Source organism: Bradyrhizobium sp. MI1.4, assembly GCF_055811315.1.
The window spans coordinates 1-26,489 of sequence record NZ_JBVVPP010000077.1; the positions used below are offsets into that span (position 1 = coordinate 1).

Genomic DNA, 26,489 nt, shown 5'->3' on the forward strand with positions numbered 1-26,489 from the left:
CCTCGCCGCTGGGCGAGATCAAATCGGAAAGGTGGGCGACATCGTCTCGGAATCCACGGGCGACTTCATATCGGTACGCCTGGGCGACTTCGTCGGAATCCGCACTGGCGCCCGACGGCAAGGGAGGAACACCATGACGAAGCTGAAACTTGGGCCGCTTGAAGACGACAAGCCGGTCAAGCTCACCATCGAGCTTCCAGCGGCGGTCTTCAGGGACCTCAAAAGCTATGCCGAGATTCTGACGCGTAGCGGAGGCGCGACGGCGCCGACCGATCCTGCCAAATTGATCACGCCGATGATCGAGCGGTTCATGGCGACCGACCGCGCCTTTGCGAAGGCGCGGCGAAATGCTGCTCAGCCCGCACCTGCGTCACCGGAAAGATCCGGATAGCGCTCGCGAAGCAGGTCGAGGAACGGACGCAGCGATGGATTGCAGTTGGCCTGCCGCCAATAGGCGCGGAAGCTCAGCCGCGTCGGACCCTCGGCATCATGCACCTCGCGGAAGGTGACACCCGGATAGACTGCGCCAGTCGCACTTTCCAATATCAGTAGAATGCCCCAGCCCACGCCGACCAAGGAGAGGAGCGGTCGAGCACGACATCATGGCGAAGCAGCAGGCAAGGGTCGGAGGATCCCAATTTGCTGATGAGGAGCTTCAGGAATTCCGGTCCCGGGCCTCGCTGTGACATTAAAAGCGATTCGCGCCTCAGTTCGCCCCAGTGAACTACTCCACGGCCCGTCAACGGATGGTTCGCGGGGAGGGCGGCAACGACACGCTCGCTCCAGAGCAACAATGACCTGTCACTCCATTTCGGGTTGGGCTCGGCCACCAAGGCGACGTCAACGGCGGAGCTGGCGAGATCCGAGATCAGATGGTCGCTCGCTCCGTCGACCAGTTGTCTATCGACATCGGGGAAGCGGTGCCGGTGCTCGAGGAGAGTGGCCCGGAGATTGCCGGCTGAGAGGGAGGTGTGGATGCCGATGGTCAACCGACCGCTCTCGCCACGCGAGCGGGTCTTGAGACGAGCGCTCATTGCATCAGCTTCGCCCACGACGCGCCGGGCGGCATCGAGGAATTCCTGACCTTCAATGGTCGGTCGCGTACCGCCATTTGTGCGCTCGAACAGAGTGCTGCCCAACTTGCATTCGAGATTGCGCAAGCGGCGACTAAGAGTCGACTGCTTGATGTTGAGCGTCTCCGCCGCTTGCCGCAGGCTTCGGTGCTGGGATGCGGCGATCGCCCAGCGTAGATCTCGAAATTCCACAGGCGCGGTCGAAGCCCTATGGCGAGTTGCCGGTAACAAAATTGTTTCTTGAATGGGTCACTCCATTTGCTTGCGCTTCTTCAGCACCCCTGCCAGCGAATTCGTTGACTACTGTGAGGTGCGGTCAATTCGGAATAGCTAGGATTCCGGTTCCGGCGTCGACCCAGACGAGGACACCACCGAAATTTTGGAAGCTTTGATCTTGCGCTTGAGCGCCCGCCTTTTCATGGTAGCCGTCAATCGAGCTTTCTCAGTCCTCTCTTTCGATGTGTTCAGAGGTGGGTTGCGAACCGATAGCCTCAGACTGGACATGCTGGTCTCCTTCATTTTCCTCATATGTGTCGATGAGGCCGCAGCCCACCTATTGCCTCCTATCGCGAGTTGAGTGGACTTCCACGGTGGCTTGCCTCTCTTGGCCGTTCAAATCAGTCAGCCCTCTGGAGGGCAGGCGCAATCGATGAGCCTCTCCAGAGCGGGGATCTCGTTATCTGGCCTCCATTGCGCAGAAAATTTGAGCGTCTCGGCCCGCGGAAGTGTTCCTGATCGCTCAGCCGTAGTCAGGTCGATTTGGGAATCATTGCCTGAATTCAAGCATGGCGCACGCAGATTTCTGGCGCTGAGAGACCTCCATGTTTTCGAGTATGAACCGCGCCGCGAAAAAAGTACGACTTGCGGCTGTCGACGAATGCCAGCGTTCGACCGCTCAAAAATCGCAATACCCACGAGATGCTCGAACTTTCGTATCGAGCGGCTAAGCGTCGTTTGTTTGACAAGAGGTACGTCAGCCGCCTGTCGGAGACTTCCGAAGTCCGCGGCTATAACAGCATAGCGAAGTTGCCGAGGATCAAGGTTCGGAATGTGAGGTGCTTCGATAGACAGTCGCGAGCCTGGATCATCCATCGCACACTTACCAAATTAATCTAAGGTACCGAAGCTGTGCGCATGGATTGTGACGATTTTTAGTTGTGTGGGACGGTCCGCCAGCGGCCGAGCTCAGCCAGATGACCCACCGCGGGCCCGCCGGCTTTGCATGCTCAGCACAGGCTCACATTCGGGATTGCGAAAGATGGGTCCAGTCGAGATCAATGCGCTGCTCATGATCGACCAACTACGCACAAATGCTTGAGAGATTTGATGCATTTGCGAAGCTCTAAGCGCTCCCCTGTTACTGTGAGAGGGTCGGCGCTCAAGGCGTCTCACGGACCTGCATCGGGCTTACGTCATCGGCCGCTGCCATGCTGCAAGACGCGCTCAGATTGTAGCCCGAGCCCAACGGAGGGCGGATGTCATCCATCGCAAAACCAGGGCGTTTCATCAAACGATTCGATGTCTGTTGCGCGATGCGAGATCGTGAATCTAACTATCGATCAGGGCGGATGCTTTGAGACACGCCGTCCGAAGTTACGCGCTGATCCGGGTATAGCCAGAGCTGTCGCGCTCACGTCGAGCTAGGCGCCAACAACCGACGCACCTATTTGGTTTGGCTTGCGCCAACAAGGGAGTTTCCACCGTGCTCGAAAATCCGCATCTGAGCGCCGGAGATCAGTCCGACAAGGATGAGAGCATGCGCGCTTCCTGCGTTTTGGCCTTCGCGATTACACGAGGCGTTGCGCGTTGCGCCAGTCCGGCGATGTTGCGTCATCGTGACTGAAGCGCTCGCGCGCTCGCGGGCTATACACGCGCCGAAGCGTTTCCTGCGCGTTGCGCGGCGATCCGGCTTCGTCCCCTTCGCGTGTCGGAGCGGCGCGCTCCGTCACGCTTTTGCGAAACCTGATTAGACTAGCTAGATCAGAGTCCAGCGGTCGATGGGCCTTGGCGCGGCGAGCTCGTGATTGGTCGCGCAATCAGCTCTTCAGCCATCCAATAAGTCGGATTGGAGATGACCATCTGGAGACCTCATGCGATATCAAGCGGCTTCCGGAAGGGTGGCCTTTTTACAAAGGCGGACTAGCCAACGGCAAAAAGCACGAGAAATTTCGGGATTGTCACTGCGGTCGACCGCATAGGCCCGATAGTGCATGCCGCTGGGCGCACGTGATCCTGGTATCACATGTAGAGCGCCCCCGCGCACCAGATCGCTGACAATGATTTCGGGCGCTACCAGAAGGCATTTTCCCGTCATGACCGCCGGTAGAGCAAGGTAATTGTGATCATAACGCGCCCCCGAGCTTATATCTTTAGTGGTCAGGTTCATCGCCCGCAGCCATGTGGGCAGTATGTCGGGCCGAGATGTGATATTCAGAATCGGCATTGCGCGAACAATCGAGAGGCCTTTACCATCGACGTGATTTGGAGAGCCCACACAGACCAGTTGCTCGTTGTAGATTTCCCAATCGTCGGCCGGTTCGACGATGGAAAGATCGCGTGTAATCAGGATGTCGAAATCGTCGGAGGATATCGGCAGTGACAGTGAGCTGATCACATCCACGATGACGCCGCCCATTTCAGCGGAAAATGCCTGGAGATTCGGAATCAGAAGAGAGTACGCGAAGGTCGAAAGCGACGTGCGGACCACAAGCCGATTGACGTCTGGTCGATCCCGCCGGCGCATTCTCTTAGCGGTGAAGCACACGGTGTCTAGCGGCTCGGCGACTGTGTTCGCAAAGAGCCGTCCGAATTCCGTCAATTCGCTCCGCTTGCCGCGTCGTTGCATGAGGTCTGTGCCCAGATGGTCCTGCAGCACGGCCAGGTAGCGGCTGACGGAGCTCTGGGTCATTCCCAATGCGTGAGCCGCGCGCGTGACGCTTCCTTCTCGCGCGATCGTCACGAACACGCGGATAGCGTTGAGGGGCACTTCATTGTCTTCGGTGGCCATCTTCTATTCCAGAAAATTGTCGCCAGTTCTTACTGGCAGCAGGCCACGACAAAATGAAAGTTCCCAGCACATTATTCGATGTCTATCGCCGGATTACTGCTTATAAACGATATGTCGCGCGCAAAAACGGCCTAAGCCAAAATGAACGGCGTAATGGCCTATCGCGTTGAAAACCTCGCCATTCGCGGCGCGGGCTGGAACGGATCAGCAAAGGAAGCGAGATTCGGCTGATTTAATCTCGTCCATCCTCTGAAGTCTAAAAATGTCCTCCACCGGCAGAATGTCCTTGTGGACGTTCTGGACGCCGCCATCGGCGATGATCCGGCGGAAGGTTTCCTGCATGCCAGTTGCAGCAGCGCGGATCCCGTAGTTGCCGTAGATCGTCATGCGAATATTGCCGAGTGCCTTGACGCGCTCGGCATTAAGTTCCGGGTACGCGTTCGGCACGATCGCCAGCGGCACCGATCCGGTCCAGGCGCGCGAAAAGCTTTCGATCTCGGAAGGATCCTTCTTTTTCGAATGGATCAAGATCATGTCGGCGCCAGCGTCCACATAGGCTTGCGCACGCTGCAGGGCTTCGGTTTCGCCGAGGCCTGCGATCAGCGCTTCGGTGCGGGCGATCACGAGAAAATCCGGATCCTGTCTTGTCGTGACGGCGGCCGCGATTTTGCCCTTGAACTCCTCAATGCGCAGCAGTTCCTGGCGCCCACCGGCAACGAGGCTCGTCACTTTCGGAAAGGTCTTGTCTTCGATGACGACGGCACTCGCACCGGCCCGCTCGTATTCGCCGATCGCATGGATGACATTGATTGCGTTGCCGTAGCCGGTATCGATATCGGCGACGATCGGCAGCGTCGTGCGTCCGGCGATCGCCCGCAGCATGTCGAGATGCTGGGTCATCGAGATCAGGCTCATGTCCGGCAGGCCGTAAAGCGCCGACAACTCGAAGCCGGAGGCCCACAGGCCATCGAATCCGGCTTCTTCCGCGAGGATCGCCGAAAGCGGGCTGTGGGCCGCCATGATGTGGACAAGGCTGGTCTGGGCCATGCGAGCGCGGAGGCGTTTGGCAGGGGACATCCGGAGATCTTTCAGGACAGGGCGGCGCAGGCGGCGATGATGCGGTCGCAGGCGCGGGTGAGGTCCTCGAGCGAGGAGGCGTAGGAAATGCGGATATAGGGCGAGGCCATAAATCCGCTTCCGGGCACGACGGCTACGGCGAATGCGTCGAGCAGGTACATGGCAAAATCGGTGTCGGTTTCGATCACCTTGCCGCCCGGTGTGCGCTTGCCGATAACACCCGCGCAAGAGGGAAAAACGTAGAAGGCGCCGTCCGGCACGCGACACGAAAGCCCCGCGGCCTGGTTCAGCTTGGCAACGATGAGGTCGCGACGCTGCACAAAGGCGCTCGCGAATTCCTGGATATGCTTCCGCCCGCCGGACAGCGCCTCGATGGCGGCATATTGGGAAATCGAACTGGTGTGCGAGGAGGTCTGGCCCTGGATGAGGTTCATGGCCTTGATCAGCGCCAGAGGCCCCGCGCCATAACCGACGCGCCAGCCAGTCATCGCGTCGGCCTTGGACACGCCGTTGACCGTCAGCGTGCGCTCGTAGAGGTCCGGCGCGACCGCCGCCATGCTAGCAAAGTCGGCGTTGTAGGTGAGCTTTTCATAAATATCGTCGGAGAGCACATGGACATGGCCATGGCGGCGCAACACCGCAGCGAGCGCGAGCAATTCGCCTCGGCTGTACACCGCACCGGTCGGATTGGACGGCGAATTCAGCATGAGCCACTTGGTGCGCGGCGTGATGGCAGCTTCGAGCGCCTCGGGGCGTAGCTTGAAGCCATGGAATTCATCGCAGGCGACGAGAACCGGCTTGCCGCCAGCCAGCGCCACCATATCGGGATAGGAGACCCAGCAGGGTGTCGGGATCACCACCTCCTCGCCCGGGTCGAGGGTGGCGAACAGTGCGTTGAATACGACCTGCTTGGCCCCACAGCCGACCGTAATTTGGTCGATGTCGTAGTCGAGCCCGTGATCGCGGCGGAAGCTCTCGCGGATCACTTTGCGCAGCGGCTTGATACCGGCGACCGCGGTGTATTTCGTCCGCCCATCGCGGATCGCCCGGATACCGGCTTCGCAGACAGCAGACGGCGTGTCGAAATCCGGTTCGCCCTGGCTGAGCGTGATCACATCGGCGCCCTGATCTTTCAGTTCGGAGGCGCGGGCGGTCATGGCCTTGGTTTCGGAGGGACGGACGGCATTGAGCCGTTCTGCAACGAGAGACAAGATAGAATACCTGCCAAGTTCAAAGCGAAAATTCCCGACGGCTTCTACTCGTTCCTTGACGGGTTAACCAATCATATCATCGCGTTTTCAAATGAAGGCATTGAGAATTACGATCCTTTACGCCCGTCGCATCGACGTGCCCTTGTTGCGGGCGCGCCATCCAGCGGTCGAAGCCGCGAGCAACATCAGAACACTGATGACGTTGGTCACGGCTCGTCGCACCTCGGACGAGTGAGACTGAAGATTTGAACGAGCGCGCCTAGAAAAACATTGTGAGATAGGTGCGCACGCTGGTGCGGTTCGCTTCCGTTTTGTCGCGCCGATGCATGCGCTCCGCAGTTAACAGGATCGCTCGCTTAGCGAGGGCGTCGGCGGAGGCCGACAATTCGCTGTTCGGCTGCCCAACTCGGCGACCTTTGACTCGAGATAGTTTTCCCGACAGCGAGGATGCTGGCCGAAACTCCGGCTGATACCGAGGCCTTTGCCACCCGCGTCGCCCACGAGACCTTCCCACCAAAGTTGCGCACCGCGCTCACCGATTGCACTTATTTTCCGTCGTTCTCCCCAAGAGCGGAACACGTCATCGCATCTGCGGATGTACAAATCGAATTATTCGATGAGCGTCATCCGACTGTAGCAGTACGAGTTTCTAACGTCTGCCACGCCAGCGTACACGTCCAGACGGGATGATCTCGTTGCCGTGCTCTGCGGGGTTTTCATGACGATGTGGAGGTAACGGCGATGGCATCCGTATCGATTGACAGCATCCATAAGAATTACGGCGCGACATCCGTCCTGCGTGGTGTTTCGCTGTCGATAGCGGATGGCGAGTTCCTGACGCTGTTGGGACCATCGGGGTGTGGGAAGTCGACGCTGCTGCGTATCCTGGCGGGACTCGAGGTGCAGGATGCAGGTTCGCTCTCGATCGGCGAGCGGGCGGTCGACAACCTCAGGCCGAAGTGCCGGGACGTAGCGATGGTGTTCCAGTCTTACGCGCTCTATCCTCATATGACGGTTGCCTCCAACATGGGCCTGCCGCTTCGAATGCGCCGGCTCTCGACCTTCCAGAGGCTTCCTCTTCTGGGCCGTCTGCTGCCGGGAACGGCGCGGATCGCTGCCGAGATCGACGCGGAAGTCACCCGTACGGCCAAGTCCCTCGGCATCGGCCACCTGCTGGCCCGCAAACCGGGGCAGCTCTCCGGCGGCCAGCGCCAGCGCGTGGCGGTCGGCCGGGCAATGGTGCGTCATCCGGCTGTTTTCCTGATGGATGAGCCGCTGTCCAACCTCGACGCCAAGCTCCGTGTGCAGATGCGCGCCGAAATCAAGGAACTGCACCAGCGGCTCGGGGTCACCTTCGTCTATGTCACTCATGACCAAGCCGAGGCCATGACGCTGTCGGACCGCGTGGCTGTGATGCTCGACGGCGAGTTGTTGCAGGTCGCTCCGCCGCAGGAGATCTATGCCGATCCGGACGACCGGCGCGTCGCCGAATTCATCGGTTCGCCCAAGATCAACATGCTCGACGGTGTGGTGCGCGAACGTGGCCTGATCGATGTGGCCGGATCGACGCTTGCTATCGGGGCTGATGCGCTTGCCGGAGCGCATCTCACCCTCGGTATTCGCCCCGAGGCTTTTCATCTCGCCGAACGCGGCGGGCAGGGCGTACTGACCGGTTCCGTGCGCATGATCGAGCATATGGGCTCCGATCTCTTCGTCCATTTCGATCTGGCGGGTGGCGATCATCCGTTGATCGCAAGGCTGCTCGCCGAACGGGCGCCTGATATCGCCCCCGGCCAGACCCTACACGTCGGCGTCAGGCCAGACCGTGTGCTTCTGTTTGATCGTAACGGGCGGCGTTTGCGCCAAGAAGTCGAATCCGGCCGCGCATCGGTCACGCCGATCCGGGAGGTAGCCCGATGAGCGAGCCTCTTGCTCTTACCGGCGCTCCCAACGAGCCATCTGCGACCGGTAGCGTTCGAACACTCCCGCCATCCCTTGCCGCCGCACCGGCCCGCAGGCGGGCCTTTACAGAAGCGCTGGCGGCTTGGGCGCTGGCCGGGCCGGCGGTCTTCTTTCTGCTCGCCCTGTTCTTCCTGCCGGTGATCGGCGTCTTTGTCATCGCGATCACCGACTGGCAGTTCGGCGGGCTGACGCTCTCCTTTGTCGGCCTCGCCAACTTCCGCGAGATCTTCGCTGACGATGGTTTTAGGGCCTCGCTCGTCAACACAATCGTCTACGTTCTGATCGTCGTGCCGGGCACCCTCGTCTTTGGCCTTCTGATCGCACTTCTGATCGAACGCGGAAAGTCCTGCCGCTCCTTTTACCGCGCCATCCACTTCCTGCCCTTCATGGCGACGCTTACGGCCATGGCGGTCGCTTGGGAGGCATTGCTGCATCCCACGATCGGCCTCGTCAACCAGACGCTCGCCGCCATGGGCCTGCCGACCGCCAACTGGCTGCGCGACGAGAATACAGCCCTCCCGGTGCTGGCCGTCATCGGTATCTGGCAGAACCTCGGCTACGCCATGGTGCTGTTTCTGGCCGGCCTGAAGAGCATCCCGCAGGATCTCTACGATGCTGCCGATATCGACGGTGCTGACCTTTGGCTCGACCGACTGCGCACCGTCACCTTGCCGCTGCTCGGGCCGGTCTCGATGTTCGTCGTCATCGTCGTGGCGCTGAGGGCATTCGAGTCTTTCGACACCGTGAAAGTGCTTACCCAAGGCGGGCCCGGCCACGCCTCCGAAATGCTGCTCTACACGCTATATCGGGAGAGCTTTGAGTATCTGCGCACCGGATATGGTGCCGCCGTTGCGGTCGTCTTTCTCGCCATCGTCGTGACCCTCACCCTCGTTCAAGCCCGGCTTATGGATAGGAAGGTGCATTACCAATGAGCGCCAATACTTCCACCAACAGCCTTTCGCCGCTGGCCGCCATTGTTCGCCATGCGGTGCTGCTCGTCACCGGCGCGCTCATTCTCGTCCCCTTCATGTGGATGGTATCGCTGTCGATCAAGCCGCCGGGCGAGATCTTTCACGCGTCCTTCTCCTTTTGGCCCGCGCAATTCTACGGTGTCGAGAACTATACCAAAGCGCTGACCGAAGCGCCGCTGCCGCGCTATATGGGCAATGGCCTGATCGTCTGTGCTCTGATCCTCGGCCTTCAGATCATTGTCTGCGCGCCCTGCGCCTATGCGCTCGCCAAGCTTCGCTTTCCCGGACGCGACCTGCTCTTCGGCATGGTGCTGATCGGCCTGATGCTACCGCACCAGGTACTGTCGCTGCCGCTCTTTATCCTTGGTTATCAGCTCGGCATCCTCAATAGCTATGCCGCGCTCATCTTCCCTTATGTGGTCTCGCCCTTCGGCATCTTCCTGTTCCGACAGCTGTTCAAGAGCATTCCTGATGACGTGGTCCACGCCGCGCGGCTCGACGGTCTCTCTGAATTCGCGATCGTCTGGAAGATCATGGTGCCGATGGCGCTGCCGGCCGTCATCGCTTTCTCAATTTTCTCGGTCGTTGGCCATTGGAACGATCTGTTCTGGCCGCTGATCGCAGTGCGCGACCAGTCCCTCATGCCGCCACCACTCGGGATCATGGCCTTCAAGAACGAGGAGGCCGGCAACGACTACGGCCCCCTCATGGCCACATCCACCCTCGTCGTGCTGCCCCTCGTCATCGCCTTCCTGGTCGCTCAGAAATGGTTCGTCGAAGGAATGACCGGAGGGGCAGTGAAGTGAAACGCCGCCGTTCCGCCGTCAAGTTCTATAGAACGTAAGCCCATGACTAATTTCACACGCCGGCTTTTGCGTACTCCGACGTCTTGATGGAGAGCAAGCGCGCATTCATCGGCACCAATGCCGCCATGAAGGTATATCCCTGGGAGTCACGGCTGGAGCTCACGGTTGCGGCCTCGAGGGCCGGCTTTGCGAAAGGCGGTCACACAATCAATTCGGGTCGCGGCGCTGCTGGCGGAGATTCTGCGGCGTTGATCTGCGAGGCCTACGACACTCAGATGTACGGCCTTTTCGAGTTGCTGCGCACGAAATGCGCAGCCCTCACAGCACGGCATGAGACAAATTGTAGAGATCATTCATTGTTGGACGCCTTGTTCCGATCCTCGTACGCAGGCTGGATCTATCGCCGCTCCGAAACTGCCCTCTGCAACTGCTACTACTACTACTACTACTACTACTACTACTACTACTACTACTACTACTACTACTACTACTACGTGGTGCACCAGCGCTCAGGCTCGCGCTGATAATCATTGAACTACGAAAGCCGGGCTGAGCGGCTCTCTTCCCACATCAGCGCTCACTCAACGCGCGCGCCACATCGATCCGGAAGCCTGCTTGCATGCCTCCGGACAACAGTTGATTGCGTCATCGCCAGTTTTGCCCTCGTTCAGTCAACGGGGCGCGCTGACTTGATGCCAGTGCTAATAACTTTCAAAGCTGAGAATGAGCTGACCAGTTGCCTTCCTGCCTAGAAACCGCAAGACACTGGTGCTACCCATTGGCACGCAGCTCGGCTCCGCGCTGGTAGTTTCCTGTCCGCAAAGAGAGCCCGTCGCGGACTGCTCCCAGATCAGGCACAACTTCAAGCTTCGCTGTTTTTTCAGACATCCGGAGCGCCGCCGCAAGAGGGCGCTCGGGCATGGCCTGCCGTTAGAAGAAGATGCTCGTTGATGCCGAGAAATTCAGGGCATGCCCAATCTGTGGCGTGTATGTAATGGTGGTTGGGTTATTGATGTAGGATACGCCGAGATTCAGATATATTCCTGGTGCAAGACGGGCCGTGTATGTCCCGGAGATTGCTTTACTATCCCAATGTACAAGATTTTTCTTGGCCAATGCAGCCTCAACTGCATAAGCGCTCCAATAGAGATCGGTGACGACAAGAGAAATCTGGTCATTCGGCCGGCTGTCAAACAGGCCCTTGGCGTAGAGGCGAAGCTCCTGATACTGCGTGACCTTGTTGAGATCAGGCGGGGCATACATGACCGTAAACCCGCCATAGATGCCGCGTGACGGCGCCTCAGCATTGGTCTGCCACAACTGTCTGTCGGTCGCGACATAATAGACAGTATTCCCCTCGGATCTCGGCAGAGTTGGAAATTCCAGGTTGTTGTACTTGCTGGTGTTGTAACCGGCTCCCGCGCGGAACCAGGTGTCCGGCGAGCCTGGCGCGGCCTTGCTCAAGTAGCCCGTTTCATCGAGAAAAAGAATACCCGAGTTCGGCGTTCTCCAGAGGGTCAGCGCAGTTGGATTTTGGGTGACTTGCGTAAAATAGCCGTCCGGACTCATGGATTGCTGGACGGTGGCTTTGGTGTACCAATGATCATCGATGTTGAACTTGAGGTTGATCGCCGGCGTCGGGGCGGCGGCATTGCTTATGCCTCCCTGGTACAGCATGTTTGACGAAGGGCCGAAGACGTTCGCCGCTGCATTGCCTCCAACGGTCTGACCCGCAAACTCGTTGTTCTGCCTGAGATAGCCAATCTTGAACTCGAACCGTCGATCCCAGAACGTCTGGTAGTACGACATTGTGGCAAGTCCGACGCGATCCGGACCGCCAGGCTTCCACGTATAGTATTGTTCATCGGCGCCCAGGACGATCTGGCCGTCGGGAATCCCATATCGGCTGAGATCGTAGGTCATATAGAAGTAGTTGTTGGTGCTGAACGTCGGAATCTGGCCCGAATAGAGTTGATTGGCGATCGTGCTCTTGGCTGCGTTCGGCAATTGATTGTTGGTGTAGGTAGCTTGCGACCAGCCAACAAAGCCGATTCCGAGGTCAGCCAGCGCCGACCTGACGCCGCCTGCATCCTGGACCACGGTATCGGCGGGACCCGGGATTGTGATCTCCAGGCCTTTCTCACGGAGGTTTTCGAACTTGGCGAACGGATCGACTTTTGCGCTTGTACTTCTTGCGACCGGGCCCAAGCTGCCAGTTCGGCTCAGTCCGTGTGCAGGTGCTGCCAGCGCGGAAAAATTACCGTCCTTTCTCGGCAATTTGTTTGATCGTACGGACGCCTTCTTGCCGGTCTTTTTCTTCACAGCCAAATCCGAAGCGGCGGCATTGGAGGACGGCGCACTGGTTGTTTGTGCGAGTGCCGTGCCGCTGACGAGGCTCGCTGCCACTGAAACAGCGACGAGCAATCCTTTGTGCTTTGTCATTTGCGGTACGCTGCTCAGCGACTGCACGGGCAAATAGCGGATATCGAACTCGCTTAACTCAACGCGCATAACACCTCCAAGCAGCTATGTTCCTGATGCGCTCAAATCACATTCAACCGCAACAGCGGGATGACGAACATCCAATTATTCGATGGAATAGTCTGAAACATGCGATAGCAGGCAGCGGCGGCGAGCCCGGGAATTGAAGCAATCCACGCTACGCTGGCGCCTACGCCTGTGGACGCGGGCGCTATCGACGAACCATCGACGGGAAAAAAGACCTGCAGCGGCGGGACCACGATGATTGACTGGTGTGCTGGGCTCGGAAAGCCACGCCGCATGTCGGTATGGCCCGTCGCCAGCCATACTCGCACGCCCGTTGGAATCGGGATCAGCGTAGTGTCTCGAACCCTCGCGTGGTTCGTAGCAACCGCGACATCGACGTTGCGATCCACGATCACGCGTCGGCCATTCGCGGTCACGACTTCCAGAGTACAAGTCGCCGCCGATGCCGCACACTCTGTCGTCGGCTGGACCTCCGACACAATCCCGGCCGGCACAAATCCGCCTACTGGACAGCCGCCAAGCTGTCCTTCGCGATAGGCCTTGCACCACGAAAACAGAAGCTGTTTCGAAAGCCCATGATGCCGTTCTGTCGCCGACACCAGCCGCGGACCTGAAACAATTTCCTCGACAATCCGCAGCTTCTCGGTAGCCGACCAGCGCCGACGCCGACCAGTCTCCACAATTTCAAGGCGTCGCACTTGGCGACTATCAGTAAGGATATCCCTACCGACAGTCAGCTACAGATCGGATGAACTCGCAAGACGGCCGTCCTCAGACGAGCACTGTTCACGAGCGGCGCGACGAACTTCATGTCAGGACGCGTCGCTTCAAACTGGCACGCGCTCTCCGTCATCACGTTGGCATAGGCGCCGGAAGAATACGCGACCGTGATGGCGACAGGCTCGGCGAAAGCGCCCGATGATTAGCTCGCGGCGAGTGCGCCACCAAGAACGAATGTTGTAATACGCATAATGAAACACTTTGTCCGATGGACAGTTTAAGCGACGGGCGGGGTGGTCAACGTGTATTCGTCAGCAGCGTGCCGAGCGCGAACAGGCAGTCGTCGATCTTCGTGCGGGCAGGCGCGCGCCGTGCGGGATCGTGCCGCCCTTCTTGACGGTAATCTCCGGCTCTCGCCAAGGCGTTTCCGTGAAATGCACCGCACCCACTGAATCGCGATCTGCAACCATGTGGCCGCACATCTGTTCTGACGAGGCGCGGGATTGCCGTTGGCTTTTCACCGCCTGACGACCCGTACTTTGCAACGCGCTCGAGGAATGGTTGGGCGAACAGGGGCGCACGCCCCGCCGGTCAAGGACCGAGCGGCAGGAGCGCGCCTGGCAAGCAGCGGATTAGGTCGGCTTCGGGACATGCCGCGGCGAACGCGAGGCGAACGCGGCTCGCGGTCTCGGCGACCCGGGCGGCGATTTTCAGGAGACGAAGACGCAGCGTCGCGAACTCCGCAGTGGCCAATTCCCGGCCTTTGGGAATGGCATCGCGCACGGTCAGCATCAGCCAATAAGCGGCGGTAGGGAGGACGAGACGGACCTGGTTGGCGAGCGCCGAACGGCGACTGGTGCGATCGGAGGCAAGCTGCGTCTTATGCAGCTTGATCAGAATCTCGGCCTGGCCGCGCGCGCAATACAGGCTGTCGTAGATCCACTCGGCCGAGCCGGCATCGAGGCTAGTGACGACGAACCGGATGTCGAGACCGAGCATCGTCGCCTCAATACGGGCGAGGGTGCGCCGTTCGCGATCCAAGGACTTTGCCTCGTGGCGCGTCTCGGTATAGCCGCGCGGAACAGGCAGGTTCTCGATGGCGCGTCGCGTGCGGATGTCGTCGGCAACCTCGTCGACTTTTCTGGCGACAGGCTTGGTACCGGACAGACCGAAGATGTAGTCGATGCCGTTGTTCTCGCACCACGTCATCGCCTCCGGCCAAGCATAGTGCCCGTCGCCGCGGAACGTAATTCGCGCCTTGTGCCATCGCGTGCGGATGTGCCGTACCAGGCGTCGAAAGCGGGCACGCACCTCGACGCCGCCCCGCGTCTTGCCGGCCGCAGGACGACTGCCACGGGCCGGCTCGTCTCCGTGTCGTAGACGTGGATCGGCAGGAAGCAGCGTTCGTCATAATGAGCGTTGAACAGTGAGCTGCTGATGGCCGTGGACGACATCGCAGGTGTCGTCGATGTTGAGCGTGACGGATGCGGGCTCGCACGGATAGCTATCCATCCATGCGTCGACCAAGGTCAGGCGGATCACGTCGCGCAGTCGCGGCGAATTCTCCAGCCGCGACAGCGTCAGTTAGGAACACAAATCCCGGCCCGTGTCCGGCAGGCGACCGCAGGCGAGCCCGAACGGCGGAAGCGCTGCGCAATATTGGCTTGTGGGTGATGCAGAAGCCTTTGCCGGGAGCGTCAAGCTCGCTCGCGAGTGAACTCGACGAAGATGCGCACACGCGACAGTTCTTCCACTCGCGACATCATCCTCTCCCGGCACGCCATACATAATCGCATCTTGCACAGGTTCGCATCGAATTACTCGATGAACGTCATCCGACTGTAGCAATTTGAGCTTCACAATCTCGCGCGCATGGCGAAGTTGAAGCGAAGGCGATGACATCAGAATTGTTTGGACACATCCGAAAGAATTGTGCGCCCGCGTCTATCCTGCGTGATGTCTCGCTGTCGAGATCGGCCGGTGAGTTCCTGACGTGGTTGGGCCCATCGAGGTGTAGCAGTCGACGCTGGTGCATATCCTGGCAGGCCTCGAGGCGTGGACTGAAGGTTCCGACTCGATCGGCAACGGCCCGGCCGTTCCTCGTCATCCGTGGGAGGCTGCAGATGCAATCCGTTGAGGAGCACCCCGTTATCGAGATGTGCCGCACCCACCCGCCATTGGTGCCAGCGGTGTTCGATCCGGAGTACAGAGCTGCGCTCGCTGACGTCATAGCGCGTTTCACGCCGAGCGAAATGGTCGGTGCGCACCGCTGGATGGGTAGTGAACTCGATCGCGCTGCGGGCGCGGCTTTCACCGGCCATCGGCTGGGGATGCCGCCGGAACCGGGGCGCGTGGTCGTCACCAACGGCACGCAGAGCGCCTTCAACATGCTGATCGGCGTCCTGGTCGGTCCCGGCAACGTGCTTACTCTGGAATGCCCGACCTATCCACCCATTCTCGTACTTGCGGCGCGGTTCGGCCTCCGTCCACGCGGTGTTGCCATGGATGAAGAGGGCATGCTGCCGGAAGCTCTCGAAGAGCTTTGCCGGACAGATCGACCGAAAGCGATCTATCTGCTGTCGACGCTCCAGAATCCGACTATGTCGACGATGTCGCATGGACGTCGGGGGCGATCGTCGCCGCGGCGCGACATTTCGATTTGCAGATCATCGAAGATGATATTTACAGCCTGCTGCCCGAGACCCGGCTTCCGCCACTCGCAGCGCTGGCGCCGGAGCGAGCCTGCTATCTGTTGGGTGTCGCGAAGAGCATCGCAGCGGGCATGAAAATCGCTTATGTGGTTGCGCCGAGCGCCGACCGCGCGGGAGCCCTGTTTTGGCCGGGAGTGAGGGCGACTTTCTGGATGTCTGCCCCGATCAGCGCTGCCGTTATGACCCGGATGATCGAAAACGGCGCTGCTTGGCACATCATCGATGCCGTCCGTGTTGAGATGCAGGCACGTCACCGACTTCTGAGGCCGCTCCTGTCCGACATTGATGCGGTTACCGCGGATGGCGCTTTGCACCTCTGGATCCGCTTGCCGAACGGAACGTCGGCCCAAAGCTTGCGAACAGGATTTCCCGAAACCGGTCAATATCGGTACCGGCCAACCTTACACGCTTCCTGGAGAGACCGCGCCGCAGGCGATACGCGTTGGCATTGGCCACGCCCGATCGAGCGAAGAGCTCACGACGGCAATTCGCGTCGTCACTGCGGCCCACGCAGAGGAACTGGAGATGTCGACAGAGACACGCACCACAACAGACGTTACACCATGATCCAGAAAAGCCGTGTGTGGACCGATGTCGATCTGAATGCCGAAGGCATTGCGCATGGCTATCTGCGGGTACCGTTTTCCTCCAACGAATCGGGCGCCGGCTGGATTCCCGTGCCGATCGCCGTGGTCAAGAACGGCGTAGGGCCGAGCGTCCTGCTGATGGCGGGCAACCACGGAGACGAATACGAGGGACAGGTACTCCTCATGAAGTTCCTACGGAGCCTTTCGCCCGAGCTCGTCAAGGGCTGGATCATCATCCTGCCCGGCGTCAACGGCCCTGCCGATGAGGCTGGCAATCGCGTTTCGCCGATCGACGGCGGCAACCTCAACCGCCTGTTTCCCGGCGATGCCGACGGCACCCCGACCCAGATGATCGCGCATCACGTCGTCAGCGTGCTACTCTCCGAGGTTCGATATTGTTTCGACTTTCATTCCGGCGGGAATTCGCTGGAATTTATTCCGGCCGCCCATCTTGTCGCACCAGACGAACCAGAATTGCGTGCGGAGCCGATCGGGTTTCTCAAAGCCTTCGGCATGTTCAACAGCATCCTGATCGAGGGACTGATGGATGGAGACCAACGCCTTCTGGGTTCCTGCCGGCGGCTCGGCGTCGGCCATATGTCGACTGAACTTGGCGGAGGCGGCCGCCTTTCCCTTCGCGCTCTTCGCGCAGCGGAACGGGGGCTTTCCCGGCTCCTAAACCATGTCGGCGTTTTGGCCCACGAAGCAGACGAGGAACCGGCGCCGTCTTCCACATTCTATCTCCGCCACCCCACGCGCGATTACGTCTATTCGACCGCAAACGGCATCTTCGAATCCTTCTTCGAGCCGGGTGACACGGTGGCCGACGGCGAAGTCGCCGGCGTTGTGCGTTTCACTGAGACACCATGGCGGGAGCCGGAGGTCATTCGCTTCGGCAAGGGCGGTACGGTCCTCCTTGTGCGGGCGCCGGCTCGGACCAAGATCGGCGACGCCCTGTTCCGCTCGGCCCCCCGATCGAGGCACCCCAGTTTTGACCGAAAGCGCAGCTTCATTATGAATAAGATCCTGAGAGGCTTTGCGGCCGTCTGTTTCAGCTTAGCCGTTTCCTCGGCGAGCGCCCGGCCCATCACACTGAATGTTCTTGTGCAAGCAAGCGCTGGCCCGTACCGGGCAATCGCTGAGGCATTCGAAAAGGACAATCCGGATATCCGGATCGATATCGGAACACCGATCCAGACATACGAAGAAATTCTGCAGCGCACCTTGCGCGGCATCATGATCGGCGATGCGCCCGATGTGGCCTTCCAGGGCTTTAACCTTATGCGTCAGGCCGCCGAAGCCAAGGCTATGATCGACCTGACGGTATTCGCCGCAGATCCGACCTTGGCGGCGGAAGGCTACGACCATGGCCTGTCGCCCCTGTGCACCGTCAAGGGACAGTTGATGGGGCTGCCGTTTGCCATGTCTGTGCCTGTCCTGTTTTTCAACGCCGATCTCGTCAAGCGGGCCGGCGGGGATCCTGATGCCTTTCCGAACAATTGGGACGGCATCATCGCGCTGGCAGAGCGAATCCGGTCGCTCGGACCTGGAGTACAGGGCATCAACTTCCGTTACAGTCACAGCGGCAACTGGAGCTTTCAGGCCTTGGTCACCTCCGCCGGTGGGAAAATAATGGGGGAGGACGACAGGACGATTGCGTTCAACGGATCGGCGGGGCTGGGCGCGCTTGGCCTGTTCAAAAACTTCGTTGACAAAGGCGGTATGGTCGATCTTAGCCCCGATCAGGCGCGGCAGGCTTTCCTCGCGGGCGCTGTCGGGATCATGTCGGATTCCAGCGCGTTCCTCGAGACGGTTTCGAAAGGGGCGCAGGGCAAGTTTACCCTGCGAACGGCAGGTTATCCTCTGGCGCGCGATATCGGACGCCTGCCGCCGGGCGGCAATTGCGCCACCATCGCCACGAACAAGCCCAACCGGCAGAAGGCAGCGTGGGAATTCGTCAAATATGCGGTCGGTCCGAAGGCGCAGGCCATCCTGGCACAGCAGACCGGCTATTTGCCTGTGAACCGCACGGCCGCTGAGAAGCTCGAGGAAGCGCAGCAGGATCCGGCGTTGAAGACCAACATGGCCGTGATCGGGAGACAGCTTTCGCACCTTACGCAGTGGTACGGCTTTCCTCCGCCGAACAGCGGCAAGATCACCGACGCCATTCAATCCCGGATCCAGTCGGTGGTCTCCACGAAAGCGCGCCCTGAAGAGGCGATGCGAGCGATGGTCTCGGACGTACAGACCCTGCTCGGCGCTCGGCCGCAGTAACCGTCCAGTGCGATCCGCATATCCAAATCATCAAATCAGGAGGCACGATATGCCGCAGCCGGCAAAGAGTATCGATCCGGTCATGCTGACCGCAACCCGGAAATATAAGGAACTGCAGGAGGCCGATGGCGGCCTCCCATCCTACCTGCTCACAACCGTGCGCAACAAGATCGGTTGGCCTACGCGCTGGCGCCCGAAAATCCGTTTCCGGCGGCAATCGACGACGTCCGCGCCGCGTTGGACTGGTGCGCTTCGCGTGGCGATGAGCTCGGTACAGACGGAACTCGGATCATCCTCGCAGGCACATCGGCAGGCGCCAACCTGTCGATCGCCGCCGCACTTGCCCGGCGATTGGCCCCACGCGGGGCCGCGGCTCGACCGCTCGAGCACATATGCGACCACATTGTCTTGGCTCAAGCGGATGTGCCAGACGATGCGCAGCGTCGGCACATTCTCGTGATATCCCCGAAACACTCTACGGCTTTGTGCCCGTGAGCGTCGTGTCACGACAGATCCAATCACAAACTAGTGGACCATCAGATGTCTAAAGATAGTTACATCCCAAACGCGCCTATTAGCCTTGAACGGTCAACGCCACCGGCCTCTCTGAACTTGAGAAGTACTGTAAAAGAGGGCCTGCGTGCGCTTAGTGACTTGACAGAAATCCACAACGTTCTGAGAAAACATCGGTTTTCTGGAACAGAAGCAGACAAAGCGCACGCCGCAGAGTGGTTGGCCTCGCGCTTCGAAACACCCGTGGATCCGAAACGGGTCATTCTGACCAATGGTGCCCAGAATGCGATGGTTCTTGCCTTGGCGTCGGTCGCGGGACCGGGCGATACGGTCTTGATGGAAACCTTAAGCTATCACGGTTTTCGGAAGCAGGCGCACGTTCAGGGTATCCGGACCAAAATCATAGCAATGGATAACGATGGCGCGGAACCAGAGGCGTTCGAAAAGGCGTGCCGTGAGTTCGCACCCAAGGCACTTTTTCTGATGCCAACCGTCCACAACCCGACCACGATTGTAATGTCAATGCAGCGACGCCAAGACATCGCTCGAATCGCTAGGCAATATGGAGTCAGCATCATTGAAGACGATGTGTACGGACTCCTTCCGGAGGATGTTCCAGCTCCCTTTGGAGCGCTGGCTTCTGATATAACATGGCACATCACAAGTTTCGCAAAATGCGTCGGCGCTGGCGTTCGGGTTGGCTATCTCGTGGCGCCTGATGCGAACGCGGCACAAAAAACATTAGATCGTTTCTATGGTATCTCGTCCTGGTATCCTGCGTCGGTATCGGTCGAGTTGGTCAACCTTTGGCTCGCCAACGGTTCGATGGAAAAAATGGTGGCCGGCGTCAGACAAGAAGCGATCGCGAGACAGAGGATCGCCGCAGATTGCCTCGCCAATGTCCCTTTTCAGACGCGGCCAGATGCGCTGTTTCTTTGGGTCAATCTAGAGGGGATCATCGATCAAGACGAATTGGTTGCGCAATGCGCTTCAAGGAACGTGATAATCCGGCCAGGGCGGCTTTTTGCAACTGATCCGAAGTCTTCCCTGAACTATGTCCGTATCGTGATCGGCAGCCCCGACAGCCGCGACGACTTGAAGGCAGCTATGGCTGTAGTCGGAGGTTTGCTCCAAACTGCTCGGGACCTAGGGCCTGTCTCAGGCGTTTATCAATGACTAACGATCTCCGCTTCATTGTTGTTAGCTTTGATGGCTTGCGCCCCGACCTGATTGGCCCAGAACTGACCCCCAACCTTTGGCGCCTGAAGGCGGCCGGGGTGACGCTTACGAACCATCGCACCGTCTATCCGAGCGAGACCCGTTCGGCTTTTCCCAGCCTTGTCACCGGCGCCACGACCGATCGGCATGGCATGGTCGGTAACAAATACGTCGACCGCGCCGTTACGCCACCGCGCTACATCGATACTTCCGACGCAGTTCTACTGCGCCGGCTGGACGTCGAGAGCGGTGGCCGGCTTTATTCGGCGCGCTCGCTCGGCGAAATCTTGGCCGCGAGCGGACGGAGCCTCGCTGTCCTCGCCACCAATACGCCGGGAACGACCCGGCTCTTTCATCATAACGCTGAGGATTTCGGCCATGTGCGCCTCTCCGGTCATTTTCGCGAGGTCTGCACGCCAGATGATGTGCTCACCGAAATCGAATCCCATGTCGGTCTGTTGCCACCAGCTCCGCCCAAGATCGAGCCGGACCGCACCGGGCAAGAATGGATTACTTCTGCCTTCTTGGACGTTGTTTGGTCGAAATCTCATCCCGATGTCACGATCCTTTCCTATGGCGAGCCGGACGTCACCTCGCATTTCCACGGCACGGGCGCGGAGGCGACGTGTTCCATCATCGCCCATTGTGACCACCAGTTCGGCCGTGTGCTCGACTGGTGGGAAGCGGAGGGAAGGCAGGCCCGAGTGCAAATCATCGCGATCTCGGACCACGGCCACATCACCGGCCATACGCGCATCTCGGTCGCCGACAGCTTACGTGCGGCCGGCTTTAGTCCCGGCGTCGCACCTGCTCCTGATGTTGATCTGGTAGTGGTGCCGGGCCAGGTCGGCGCTCTCTATCTTGCCAATCCGGATGAGGCGAACGTAGCCCGGTTGGTGGCCACTATTACGTCCGAGCCGTGGTGCGGGCCAGTCTTCACGCGTTCAAAGGACGCGGTCAACGGCATCGCTCCCGGGAGCCTCTCAAACCGCCTCGTCTTCGCGGATCATGTCCGCGCGCCGGATGTTGCCTTTTCTTTCCGTGCCGACGATAGCGTCGACGCATTCGGCCTCGTAGGCGGCACCTTCTATGACAATGATCGCCGGCCCGGTCTCGGCCTTCACGGCGGGCTGCATCCAAAGGAACTCGCAGCCTTGGGGATAGTCGCGGGATCGGCTTTTCCGAACATTGGGTCCGCATCTTCTTTGTCGTCGGGGATTTGCGACCTGGCGCCGACGATCCTAAATCTGCTTGGCATTGACGCACCGTTGACGATGGGTGGACGGGTGCTCAACGAACTGCTGAAGTGGCCCCAGGCTCCTGATATTTCCATACGTGAGGAGGTCTTCGAGGCGCATCTCGGAGGCTATACACAGGTGCTCCGGCGCGAGCACGTCGGCGCTGCCTGCTACATTGCTGGTGGCTGGAGTTTCTCTTGAGGTACTGAACTCCCAGACTGAACGCCAAATGTCTTTTGCGGATCATCGATCAGACGGGCTTTCCCAAGAAGGGCCGGCATTCGGTCGGGGTTTGCACGGCAATATTGCGGCCAGTTGATCTCGCCTTTTCGAACGCGCTGTCACCGTGCGATGCGGCACGCATGAATAACACTTAGATCTCGACGACAAGAGTATGGTTGCGCCCCTGTCGGAGGCCGCACAGCGCTAGAATATCGATGGAATGCGGAGTCATCACGCGAAAGATCGTTGCGCAGCTTCGCGGTCCCCTTGCGCTACGGCAAGCTGACCATTGCGTCGAACTCGCTGGAAAACTCCCAAAAGCTTGACGGCGACAAAGTCGAAACGCGACCGATCAAAGGCACAATTGCGCACTCCGAGGCGACGATCATACCATTCTCGGCACAGTCCTTTTCAGACGCTGAAGGACTTCAGCGCGAAGAGGGCTTCAATGATCGCAGCTGACAGTTGAAGGCAAGCGGATCGAATGAGGTCTACAGCCCGGCGCTGAAACGCTGTGCAACCGTGGCCCGGAAGACAACCGTGGCTCCATGTGTCATCGCGAATTCTGCAAGTTCATATCGAATTAGTCGATGAACGTCATCCGACTGTAGCAATTCGGGCTTCTATGTTCTCGCACGTCGACGGCATCCGAAGGAAATGCCGCCGACACGCGTCTCGCGTGACGTTTCGCTGTCGGTAGGCTCGCGTCGAACATGCATTGAACCATTGAACATTGAACGAGGAGGATACACATGAGCATGGCATTCACTGGCAAGGCGGCGGGCTTCGCATTGCGCCCGGCCTCAGCACATCTCGGCGCGGATCTCGTCGACTTCAACCTGTCCTCTTTGCTCGCGAGACCGTCCGGGACCGCGGTGAGGGAATTCAGGGACGCGCTCAACCAGTATCTCGTATTGAGAGCGAGCGACACGGCCTCGACTCATGACCAGCTCGTGCAATTCGCAAGCTTATTCGGAGATGTCCTCTCCGACCGCAAGAACGCGGAAGAAAAGGATTCGGTGCAACTTGGCAGAGCTGAGCTCAAGGTGCTCTCAAACGCCGTAGCGCCCGACGGCAGGCCGCTCGGCGACAAGGGCTCGGGGCCACAAATATGGCACACCGACGGTTCCTTTCGCGAAACCCCAAATGCCTATTCTCTTCTCCATTGCGTGAGCGCGCCTGCCGATCCGCCGACAACCTCCTTCATGAGCGCCTACCAGCTCTATGAATCGCTGCCTGCAGATCTGAAGACTGAGATCGCCGAGCTCAATGCGATTCACAGCGTTCATAACCGCTCGCAGGACTTCTGGGATTTCATGGAAGGCGCCTCGGTTAGCCCTGAGAAGCGCGCGGAAGGTGCTCTTCACCCCCTCGTCAGACTGCATCCGGAAACCCGCAGACCACTCCTCTACTTGCCTCGTCGTCGCGATGCTCTCATCCAGGGGCGCTCGTCGCTCGAGAGCCGACTTCTCATGGAGCGCCTCTGGGCGGAAGTCTTCCGCTCGGGGGGCTTCTGGGGCGTTGCCCTGAAGGCCGGCGATTTCGTATTCTTCGACAACCGCGCCGTTCTGCACAATCGCGAGGGATGGCCGGCGGCACAGGAGCGCGTCGTCTTGCACCTGGCGGTAGCCGGCGAGAGGCCGATTGCCGCCTTTCCTGGCGATCGCATCCGACGCGACGCGGCCTGAGGAGCCTTACCGCTCGGAATAATCGGGAGGCTCCGCTTCGCGGGCGCGTAGATTGGCGATATTCGCCAGGATGATCAGTGTGCCTTCGACGCGCGTCGAAGGCAGCAGGACCGATAAAAATTGAGCAAATCGAACGCACGAATTCGCGAGGCACCGAGCTCCCGATTTCGACATGCCGATAGGCAAAGGTGATCACTCCCAGCGCAAGCAGCATCATGGGTAGCGAGCAGGAACACAAATGAAACAAACGAAGGGAAAAATTCGGCGATCTAAGCACGATTGCGATGAGCGTTCTATGTGTTTAGTCCCGGCATTTGCTGGAGCGGTTTAGGTTTGAATCGTTCTGGCTGGGAAGTCGAGCATTGCAGATGTATTCGTAAGGCGAGAGGCCCTTCAGGGGTCTTCAGCCGCCGAGCGTAGTTGTATGCGTTGATGAAGTCGGCAAGGTGAGCTTCGAGCTGATCGTGTCGATCATAATGGTTGCGTTGGACGGTTGCTTCCTTGATCGTGCGGTTCATGCGCTCGACTTGGCCATTGGTCCAGGGATGCTTGATCTTAGTCAGGCGATGTTCGATGCCATTCTCTTGGCAGTGCACATCAAACATATGTGTCACGTATCTTGCCGTCGGGCCGCCCGCGTAACGCAGTGGGAAAGTGAACTAGATCCCATTGTCGGTGAGAACGGTGTGGATCTTGTAGGAGACAGCCGCGATCAGAGCTTCGAGGAAGGCGGAGGCTGAGGTCCTCCCGTCTTCCTGACCAGTTGCATGAAGGAACACTTGCTTGTGCGATCGATAGCGACATAGAGGTAGAGCTTGCCTTCAGCGGTCTGGAGCTCAGCGATGTCGATGTGGAAGTAGCCGATCGGATAAGCCTTGAATTTTTTCATCCAAGGCTTGCTGCCTTCCTCCGGCAATCGGCTGATGCCGTGGCTGGAGGCAGCGATTCAAGGATGATCGCGTCAGATACGGGATAGTTGACTGGTGCGCATAGAGGCAATCGTCAAGCGGCAGTAGCGTATGCCGCCGGAAAGCGACGATGACCGCCTCCTCCTCGATGGAAAGCACTGTCGGTTCGGCTTCCCTGGGACCTGTCGGGAGATCGGCGACGGTCTCACGCAGCTTCCACTTCGCGACAGTCTTCTGGTTGATCCCGTAGCGCTTGGCGAGCGCTCTCAGGCTCTCTTGACTATTTTGTATTGCTCGACAGACAACCTCAGTCGTTGTGGCGCAGCCGTGTAAAATTTGTCCCATAGCGCATCCCTCGAATCGTGCGATACCGCCGGACCAGCGCAGTGAGTATGAAGAAAGCGAACTCCGTGGAGGTCTCTCGTGTCTAAGCATGCACTTGGAACCGAGCTGCTTCGCGGAAAGGCAGCCAGCAGGAACGTAGGAACGGCGTATGACGCCCCCCATTGGGAGCAACCTTCCCGGATCAAACGCAGCCCAGCACTTCGGAGCAGTCCGTCGATATATCTCAAAGCTCGATCATCTTTTTGTCGCAACTCCGCAGCAACAAAGCGCGAATACTTTCCGCCACGTTCTTGCCTCTCGGATCTGAGCCACAAGGCGCCTTTTGACCTAACTTGGTGCATCTGGATTGGCGACGATCCACACCATTGGCCCAAGCGGACCTGCGTGGGCGCGATGGAGCCGGACCTCGTCGCAAAGCGCGTGCGCCATGCACCTGCGGTCATGGTGATGTGCAAGGCTGAAAGCGGCCTGCGTCGCCGCGCTTAATCATCGCTCTTCGGCTTTCTTCGGCTTAGAGCGACCGTCTACATCCACAAAGACCTCGTGCGTTTCAGTAAGACCCTGAGCAAATGTCGAAACTGACAAGTTGCGACGATCTCCGAGCTTGTAAGTGCGGACTTGAGCGACGCCGACAATCTGCTGGCGCGCGGCTAGCAGTTGTGATGCCCTCTCCAATTTGATCAGTAGGTTTTGACGACAATCAGCGCATCATCGGCACCCGCGCGATCTGTCCGCGAGGCACGAATCCGTTTTCGTTGTTAGGGGGTCATGAGCATTAACGAAGCCCAGCAAAAGATACGTCCCAATCGGGCCACAACTCGCGTTTTGGCCTGATCACCCAACTCGCCTGCGGAGCCGACGGCAACTATGCAATCGTCTTCCACAGCGACCGCAGCATTCGGAATTGGCTTGCCTCCAAATCCATGATCAATGTTGCGTCGTTCAATAGCAAACTGTGTTTCGGCATGAAATAAGGACCCCGTTTTCGGGGTGATCGGCATCCAATCGGTGGACGCCGATAGGGGGTCCCAGTCGGGGTCTGACTCATTTCTGATGAAGTTTGCCAGGCGACTGTGGTTCTCAAACGGAGAATCAGCGCCATGCGGACGGGCTTTCAAATCTCATCGTTAGTACCGAGTGGTTTGGTGTTTGATGGTGTAAGTGATTCAATGGACTCGCTTATTCTGGCTGTTAGGTCGGCAGCTGCGGAGGCTCGGTGTCCTTTGTGCGCGACAGCGTCGAACCGCATCCATAGCCGCTACGTCCGGCATGTTGCCGATTTGCCATCGGCGGGCAGAAAGGTTCGCCTCCGATTGCTCACGCGGCGCTTCACATGCGAGGTGCCGCATTGCCGCCGACGTATCTTCGCGGAACGGTTCGGAGAAGACGTCGTTCCGCTTCGACGGCGTCGGACGGCACGGCTCGAACACATCGTCCATCACCTGGGGTT

Annotated in this window: 19 protein-coding genes and 3 pseudogenes; 13 read left to right on the top strand and 9 right to left on the bottom strand. The window is 59.3% G+C overall.

Translation table 11 applies throughout. From position 1 onward, the window contains the following. The first annotated feature begins 133 nt into the window (after nt 1-133). Nucleotides 134-391, top strand: a complete 258-nt coding sequence (locus AC0L23_RS37780) for a DUF2274 domain-containing protein (protein ID WP_259217567.1) — start codon at nt 134-136, stop codon at nt 389-391. Nucleotides 392-545: 154 nt separating this feature from the next. Here AC0L23_RS37780 and AC0L23_RS37785 read toward each other — a convergent pair whose 3' ends face one another. The 5 genes from AC0L23_RS37785 to AC0L23_RS37805 all read right to left on the bottom strand — a co-directional run bounded on the left by AC0L23_RS37785 (nt 546) and on the right by AC0L23_RS37805 (nt 6,368). Continuing rightward, a complete protein-coding gene (locus AC0L23_RS37785) occupies nt 546-1,265 on the bottom strand; it encodes a LysR family transcriptional regulator (RefSeq protein ID WP_259217566.1) in 720 nt (239 codons plus the stop codon). Nucleotides 1,266-1,694: 429 nt separating this feature from the next. Continuing rightward, entirely contained in the window at nt 1,695-2,165 is a 471-nt protein-coding gene (locus tag AC0L23_RS37790) for a helix-turn-helix domain-containing protein (RefSeq protein ID WP_374762367.1), read from the bottom strand. 1,006 nt (nt 2,166-3,171) lie between these two features. Then, nucleotides 3,172-4,080, bottom strand: a complete 909-nt coding sequence (locus tag AC0L23_RS37795) for a LysR family transcriptional regulator (RefSeq protein ID WP_085399333.1) — start codon at nt 4,078-4,080, stop codon at nt 3,172-3,174. Nucleotides 4,081-4,284: 204 nt separating this feature from the next. Next, nucleotides 4,285-5,157, bottom strand: a complete 873-nt coding sequence (locus AC0L23_RS37800; RefSeq protein ID WP_473284084.1) for an isocitrate lyase/phosphoenolpyruvate mutase family protein — start codon at nt 5,155-5,157, stop codon at nt 4,285-4,287. A gap of 11 nt (nt 5,158-5,168) precedes the next feature. Continuing rightward, entirely contained in the window at nt 5,169-6,368 is a 1,200-nt protein-coding gene (locus tag AC0L23_RS37805) for a pyridoxal phosphate-dependent aminotransferase (RefSeq protein ID WP_456652769.1), read from the bottom strand. Nucleotides 6,369-7,109: 741 nt separating this feature from the next. Between AC0L23_RS37805 and AC0L23_RS37810 the strand changes: the two genes are divergently transcribed. The 4 genes from AC0L23_RS37810 (at nt 7,110) to AC0L23_RS37825 (ending at nt 10,631) form a co-directional block, all read left to right on the top strand. Continuing rightward, entirely contained in the window at nt 7,110-8,288 is a 1,179-nt protein-coding gene (locus tag AC0L23_RS37810; RefSeq protein WP_085399330.1) for an ABC transporter ATP-binding protein, read from the top strand. Beyond that, nucleotides 8,285-9,262: a carbohydrate ABC transporter permease gene (locus AC0L23_RS37815; protein WP_473358238.1), complete on the top strand. Its 978-nt coding sequence runs from the start codon at nt 8,285-8,287 to the stop codon at nt 9,260-9,262. Before AC0L23_RS37810 ends, AC0L23_RS37815 begins: the two co-directional genes overlap by 4 nt. Beyond that, nucleotides 9,259-10,107 (top strand): carbohydrate ABC transporter permease, encoded by an 849-nt coding sequence (locus tag AC0L23_RS37820; RefSeq protein ID WP_259217561.1) that lies wholly within the window; start codon nt 9,259-9,261, stop codon nt 10,105-10,107. Before AC0L23_RS37815 ends, AC0L23_RS37820 begins: the two co-directional genes overlap by 4 nt. A 368-nt stretch (nt 10,108-10,475) precedes the next feature. Continuing rightward, on the top strand, nt 10,476-10,631 hold the full coding sequence (locus AC0L23_RS37825) for a hypothetical protein (RefSeq protein WP_473358239.1): 156 nt from the start codon (nt 10,476-10,478) through the stop codon (nt 10,629-10,631). A 406-nt stretch (nt 10,632-11,037) separates the two neighbouring features. On the opposite strand, the gene AC0L23_RS37830 is transcribed toward AC0L23_RS37825, so the two are convergent. The 3 genes and pseudogenes from AC0L23_RS37830 to AC0L23_RS37840 all read right to left on the bottom strand — a co-directional run bounded on the left by AC0L23_RS37830 (nt 11,038) and on the right by AC0L23_RS37840 (nt 14,877). Further along, the gene (locus AC0L23_RS37830; protein WP_259217558.1) at nt 11,038-12,618 is read right to left on the bottom strand and encodes a carbohydrate porin; all 1,581 of its coding nucleotides are present in this window, start codon (nt 12,616-12,618) and stop codon (nt 11,038-11,040) included. Nucleotides 12,619-12,650: 32 nt separating this feature from the next. Beyond that, nucleotides 12,651-13,313 (bottom strand): transposase, encoded by a 663-nt coding sequence (locus AC0L23_RS37835; RefSeq protein WP_310473286.1) that lies wholly within the window; start codon nt 13,311-13,313, stop codon nt 12,651-12,653. Between the two features lie 613 nt (nt 13,314-13,926). After that, a pseudogene (locus tag AC0L23_RS37840) lies at nt 13,927-14,877 on the bottom strand (IS1380 family transposase). 1,000 nt (nt 14,878-15,877) lie between these two features. Between AC0L23_RS37840 and AC0L23_RS37845 the strand changes: the two are divergent. The 7 genes and pseudogenes from AC0L23_RS37845 to AC0L23_RS37875 all read left to right on the top strand — a co-directional run bounded on the left by AC0L23_RS37845 (nt 15,878) and on the right by AC0L23_RS37875 (nt 23,786). After that, nucleotides 15,878-18,907, top strand: coding sequence for an extracellular solute-binding protein (locus tag AC0L23_RS37845; protein WP_473358240.1), 3,030 nt, complete (start codon nt 15,878-15,880; stop codon nt 18,905-18,907). 237 nt (nt 18,908-19,144) lie between these two features. After that, entirely contained in the window at nt 19,145-19,402 is a 258-nt protein-coding gene (locus AC0L23_RS37850; protein ID WP_245343986.1) for an alpha/beta hydrolase fold domain-containing protein, read from the top strand. 45 nt (nt 19,403-19,447) lie between these two features. Further along, entirely contained in the window at nt 19,448-20,596 is a 1,149-nt protein-coding gene (locus tag AC0L23_RS37855; protein ID WP_259217556.1) for an aminotransferase-like domain-containing protein, read from the top strand. Beyond that, a complete protein-coding gene (locus AC0L23_RS37860; protein ID WP_085399323.1) occupies nt 20,593-22,077 on the top strand; it encodes an alkaline phosphatase family protein in 1,485 nt (494 codons plus the stop codon). Before AC0L23_RS37855 ends, AC0L23_RS37860 begins: the two co-directional genes overlap by 4 nt. 23 nt (nt 22,078-22,100) lie before the next feature. Then, nucleotides 22,101-22,194 (top strand): annotated as a pseudogene (locus AC0L23_RS37865) (transposase); the annotation flags it as partial. Nucleotides 22,195-22,344: 150 nt separating this feature from the next. Beyond that, nucleotides 22,345-22,560 (top strand): hypothetical protein, encoded by a 216-nt coding sequence (locus AC0L23_RS37870; protein WP_085399322.1) that lies wholly within the window; start codon nt 22,345-22,347, stop codon nt 22,558-22,560. 290 nt (nt 22,561-22,850) lie between these two features. Further along, nucleotides 22,851-23,786, top strand: a complete 936-nt coding sequence (locus AC0L23_RS37875) for a TauD/TfdA dioxygenase family protein (protein WP_473358241.1) — start codon at nt 22,851-22,853, stop codon at nt 23,784-23,786. Nucleotides 23,787-24,079: 293 nt separating this feature from the next. On the opposite strand, the pseudogene AC0L23_RS37880 reads toward AC0L23_RS37875, so the two are convergent. Then, nucleotides 24,080-25,039 (bottom strand): annotated as a pseudogene (locus AC0L23_RS37880) (IS481 family transposase). A 1,100-nt stretch (nt 25,040-26,139) separates the two neighbouring features. Between AC0L23_RS37880 and AC0L23_RS37885 the strand changes: the two are divergent. Beyond that, a partial coding sequence (locus AC0L23_RS37885; RefSeq protein ID WP_473358242.1) for a transposase family protein occupies nt 26,140-26,489 on the top strand: 350 nt, incomplete at its 3' end.

What these genes read in the sequence shown, in the direction of transcription:
- AC0L23_RS37780 (WP_259217567.1), top strand. Translation starts at nt 134, where the DNA reads ATGACGAAGCTGAAACTTGGGCCGCTTGAAGACGACAAGCCGGTCAAG.
- AC0L23_RS37790 (WP_374762367.1), bottom strand. Translation starts at nt 2,165, where the DNA reads ATGGATGATCCAGGCTCGCGACTGTCTATCGAAGCACCTCACATTCCG.
- AC0L23_RS37795 (WP_085399333.1), bottom strand. Translation starts at nt 4,080, where the DNA reads ATGGCCACCGAAGACAATGAAGTGCCCCTCAACGCTATCCGCGTGTTC.
- AC0L23_RS37800 (WP_473284084.1), bottom strand. Translation starts at nt 5,157, where the DNA reads ATGTCCCCTGCCAAACGCCTCCGCGCTCGCATGGCCCAGACCAGCCTT.
- AC0L23_RS37810 (WP_085399330.1), top strand. Translation starts at nt 7,110, where the DNA reads ATGGCATCCGTATCGATTGACAGCATCCATAAGAATTACGGCGCGACA.
- AC0L23_RS37815 (WP_473358238.1), top strand. Translation starts at nt 8,285, where the DNA reads ATGAGCGAGCCTCTTGCTCTTACCGGCGCTCCCAACGAGCCATCTGCG.
- AC0L23_RS37820 (WP_259217561.1), top strand. Translation starts at nt 9,259, where the DNA reads ATGAGCGCCAATACTTCCACCAACAGCCTTTCGCCGCTGGCCGCCATT.
- AC0L23_RS37830 (WP_259217558.1), bottom strand. Translation starts at nt 12,618, where the DNA reads ATGCGCGTTGAGTTAAGCGAGTTCGATATCCGCTATTTGCCCGTGCAG.
- AC0L23_RS37855 (WP_259217556.1), top strand. Translation starts at nt 19,448, where the DNA reads ATGTCTAAAGATAGTTACATCCCAAACGCGCCTATTAGCCTTGAACGG.
- AC0L23_RS37860 (WP_085399323.1), top strand. Translation starts at nt 20,593, where the DNA reads ATGACTAACGATCTCCGCTTCATTGTTGTTAGCTTTGATGGCTTGCGC.
- AC0L23_RS37875 (WP_473358241.1), top strand. Translation starts at nt 22,851, where the DNA reads ATGAGCATGGCATTCACTGGCAAGGCGGCGGGCTTCGCATTGCGCCCG.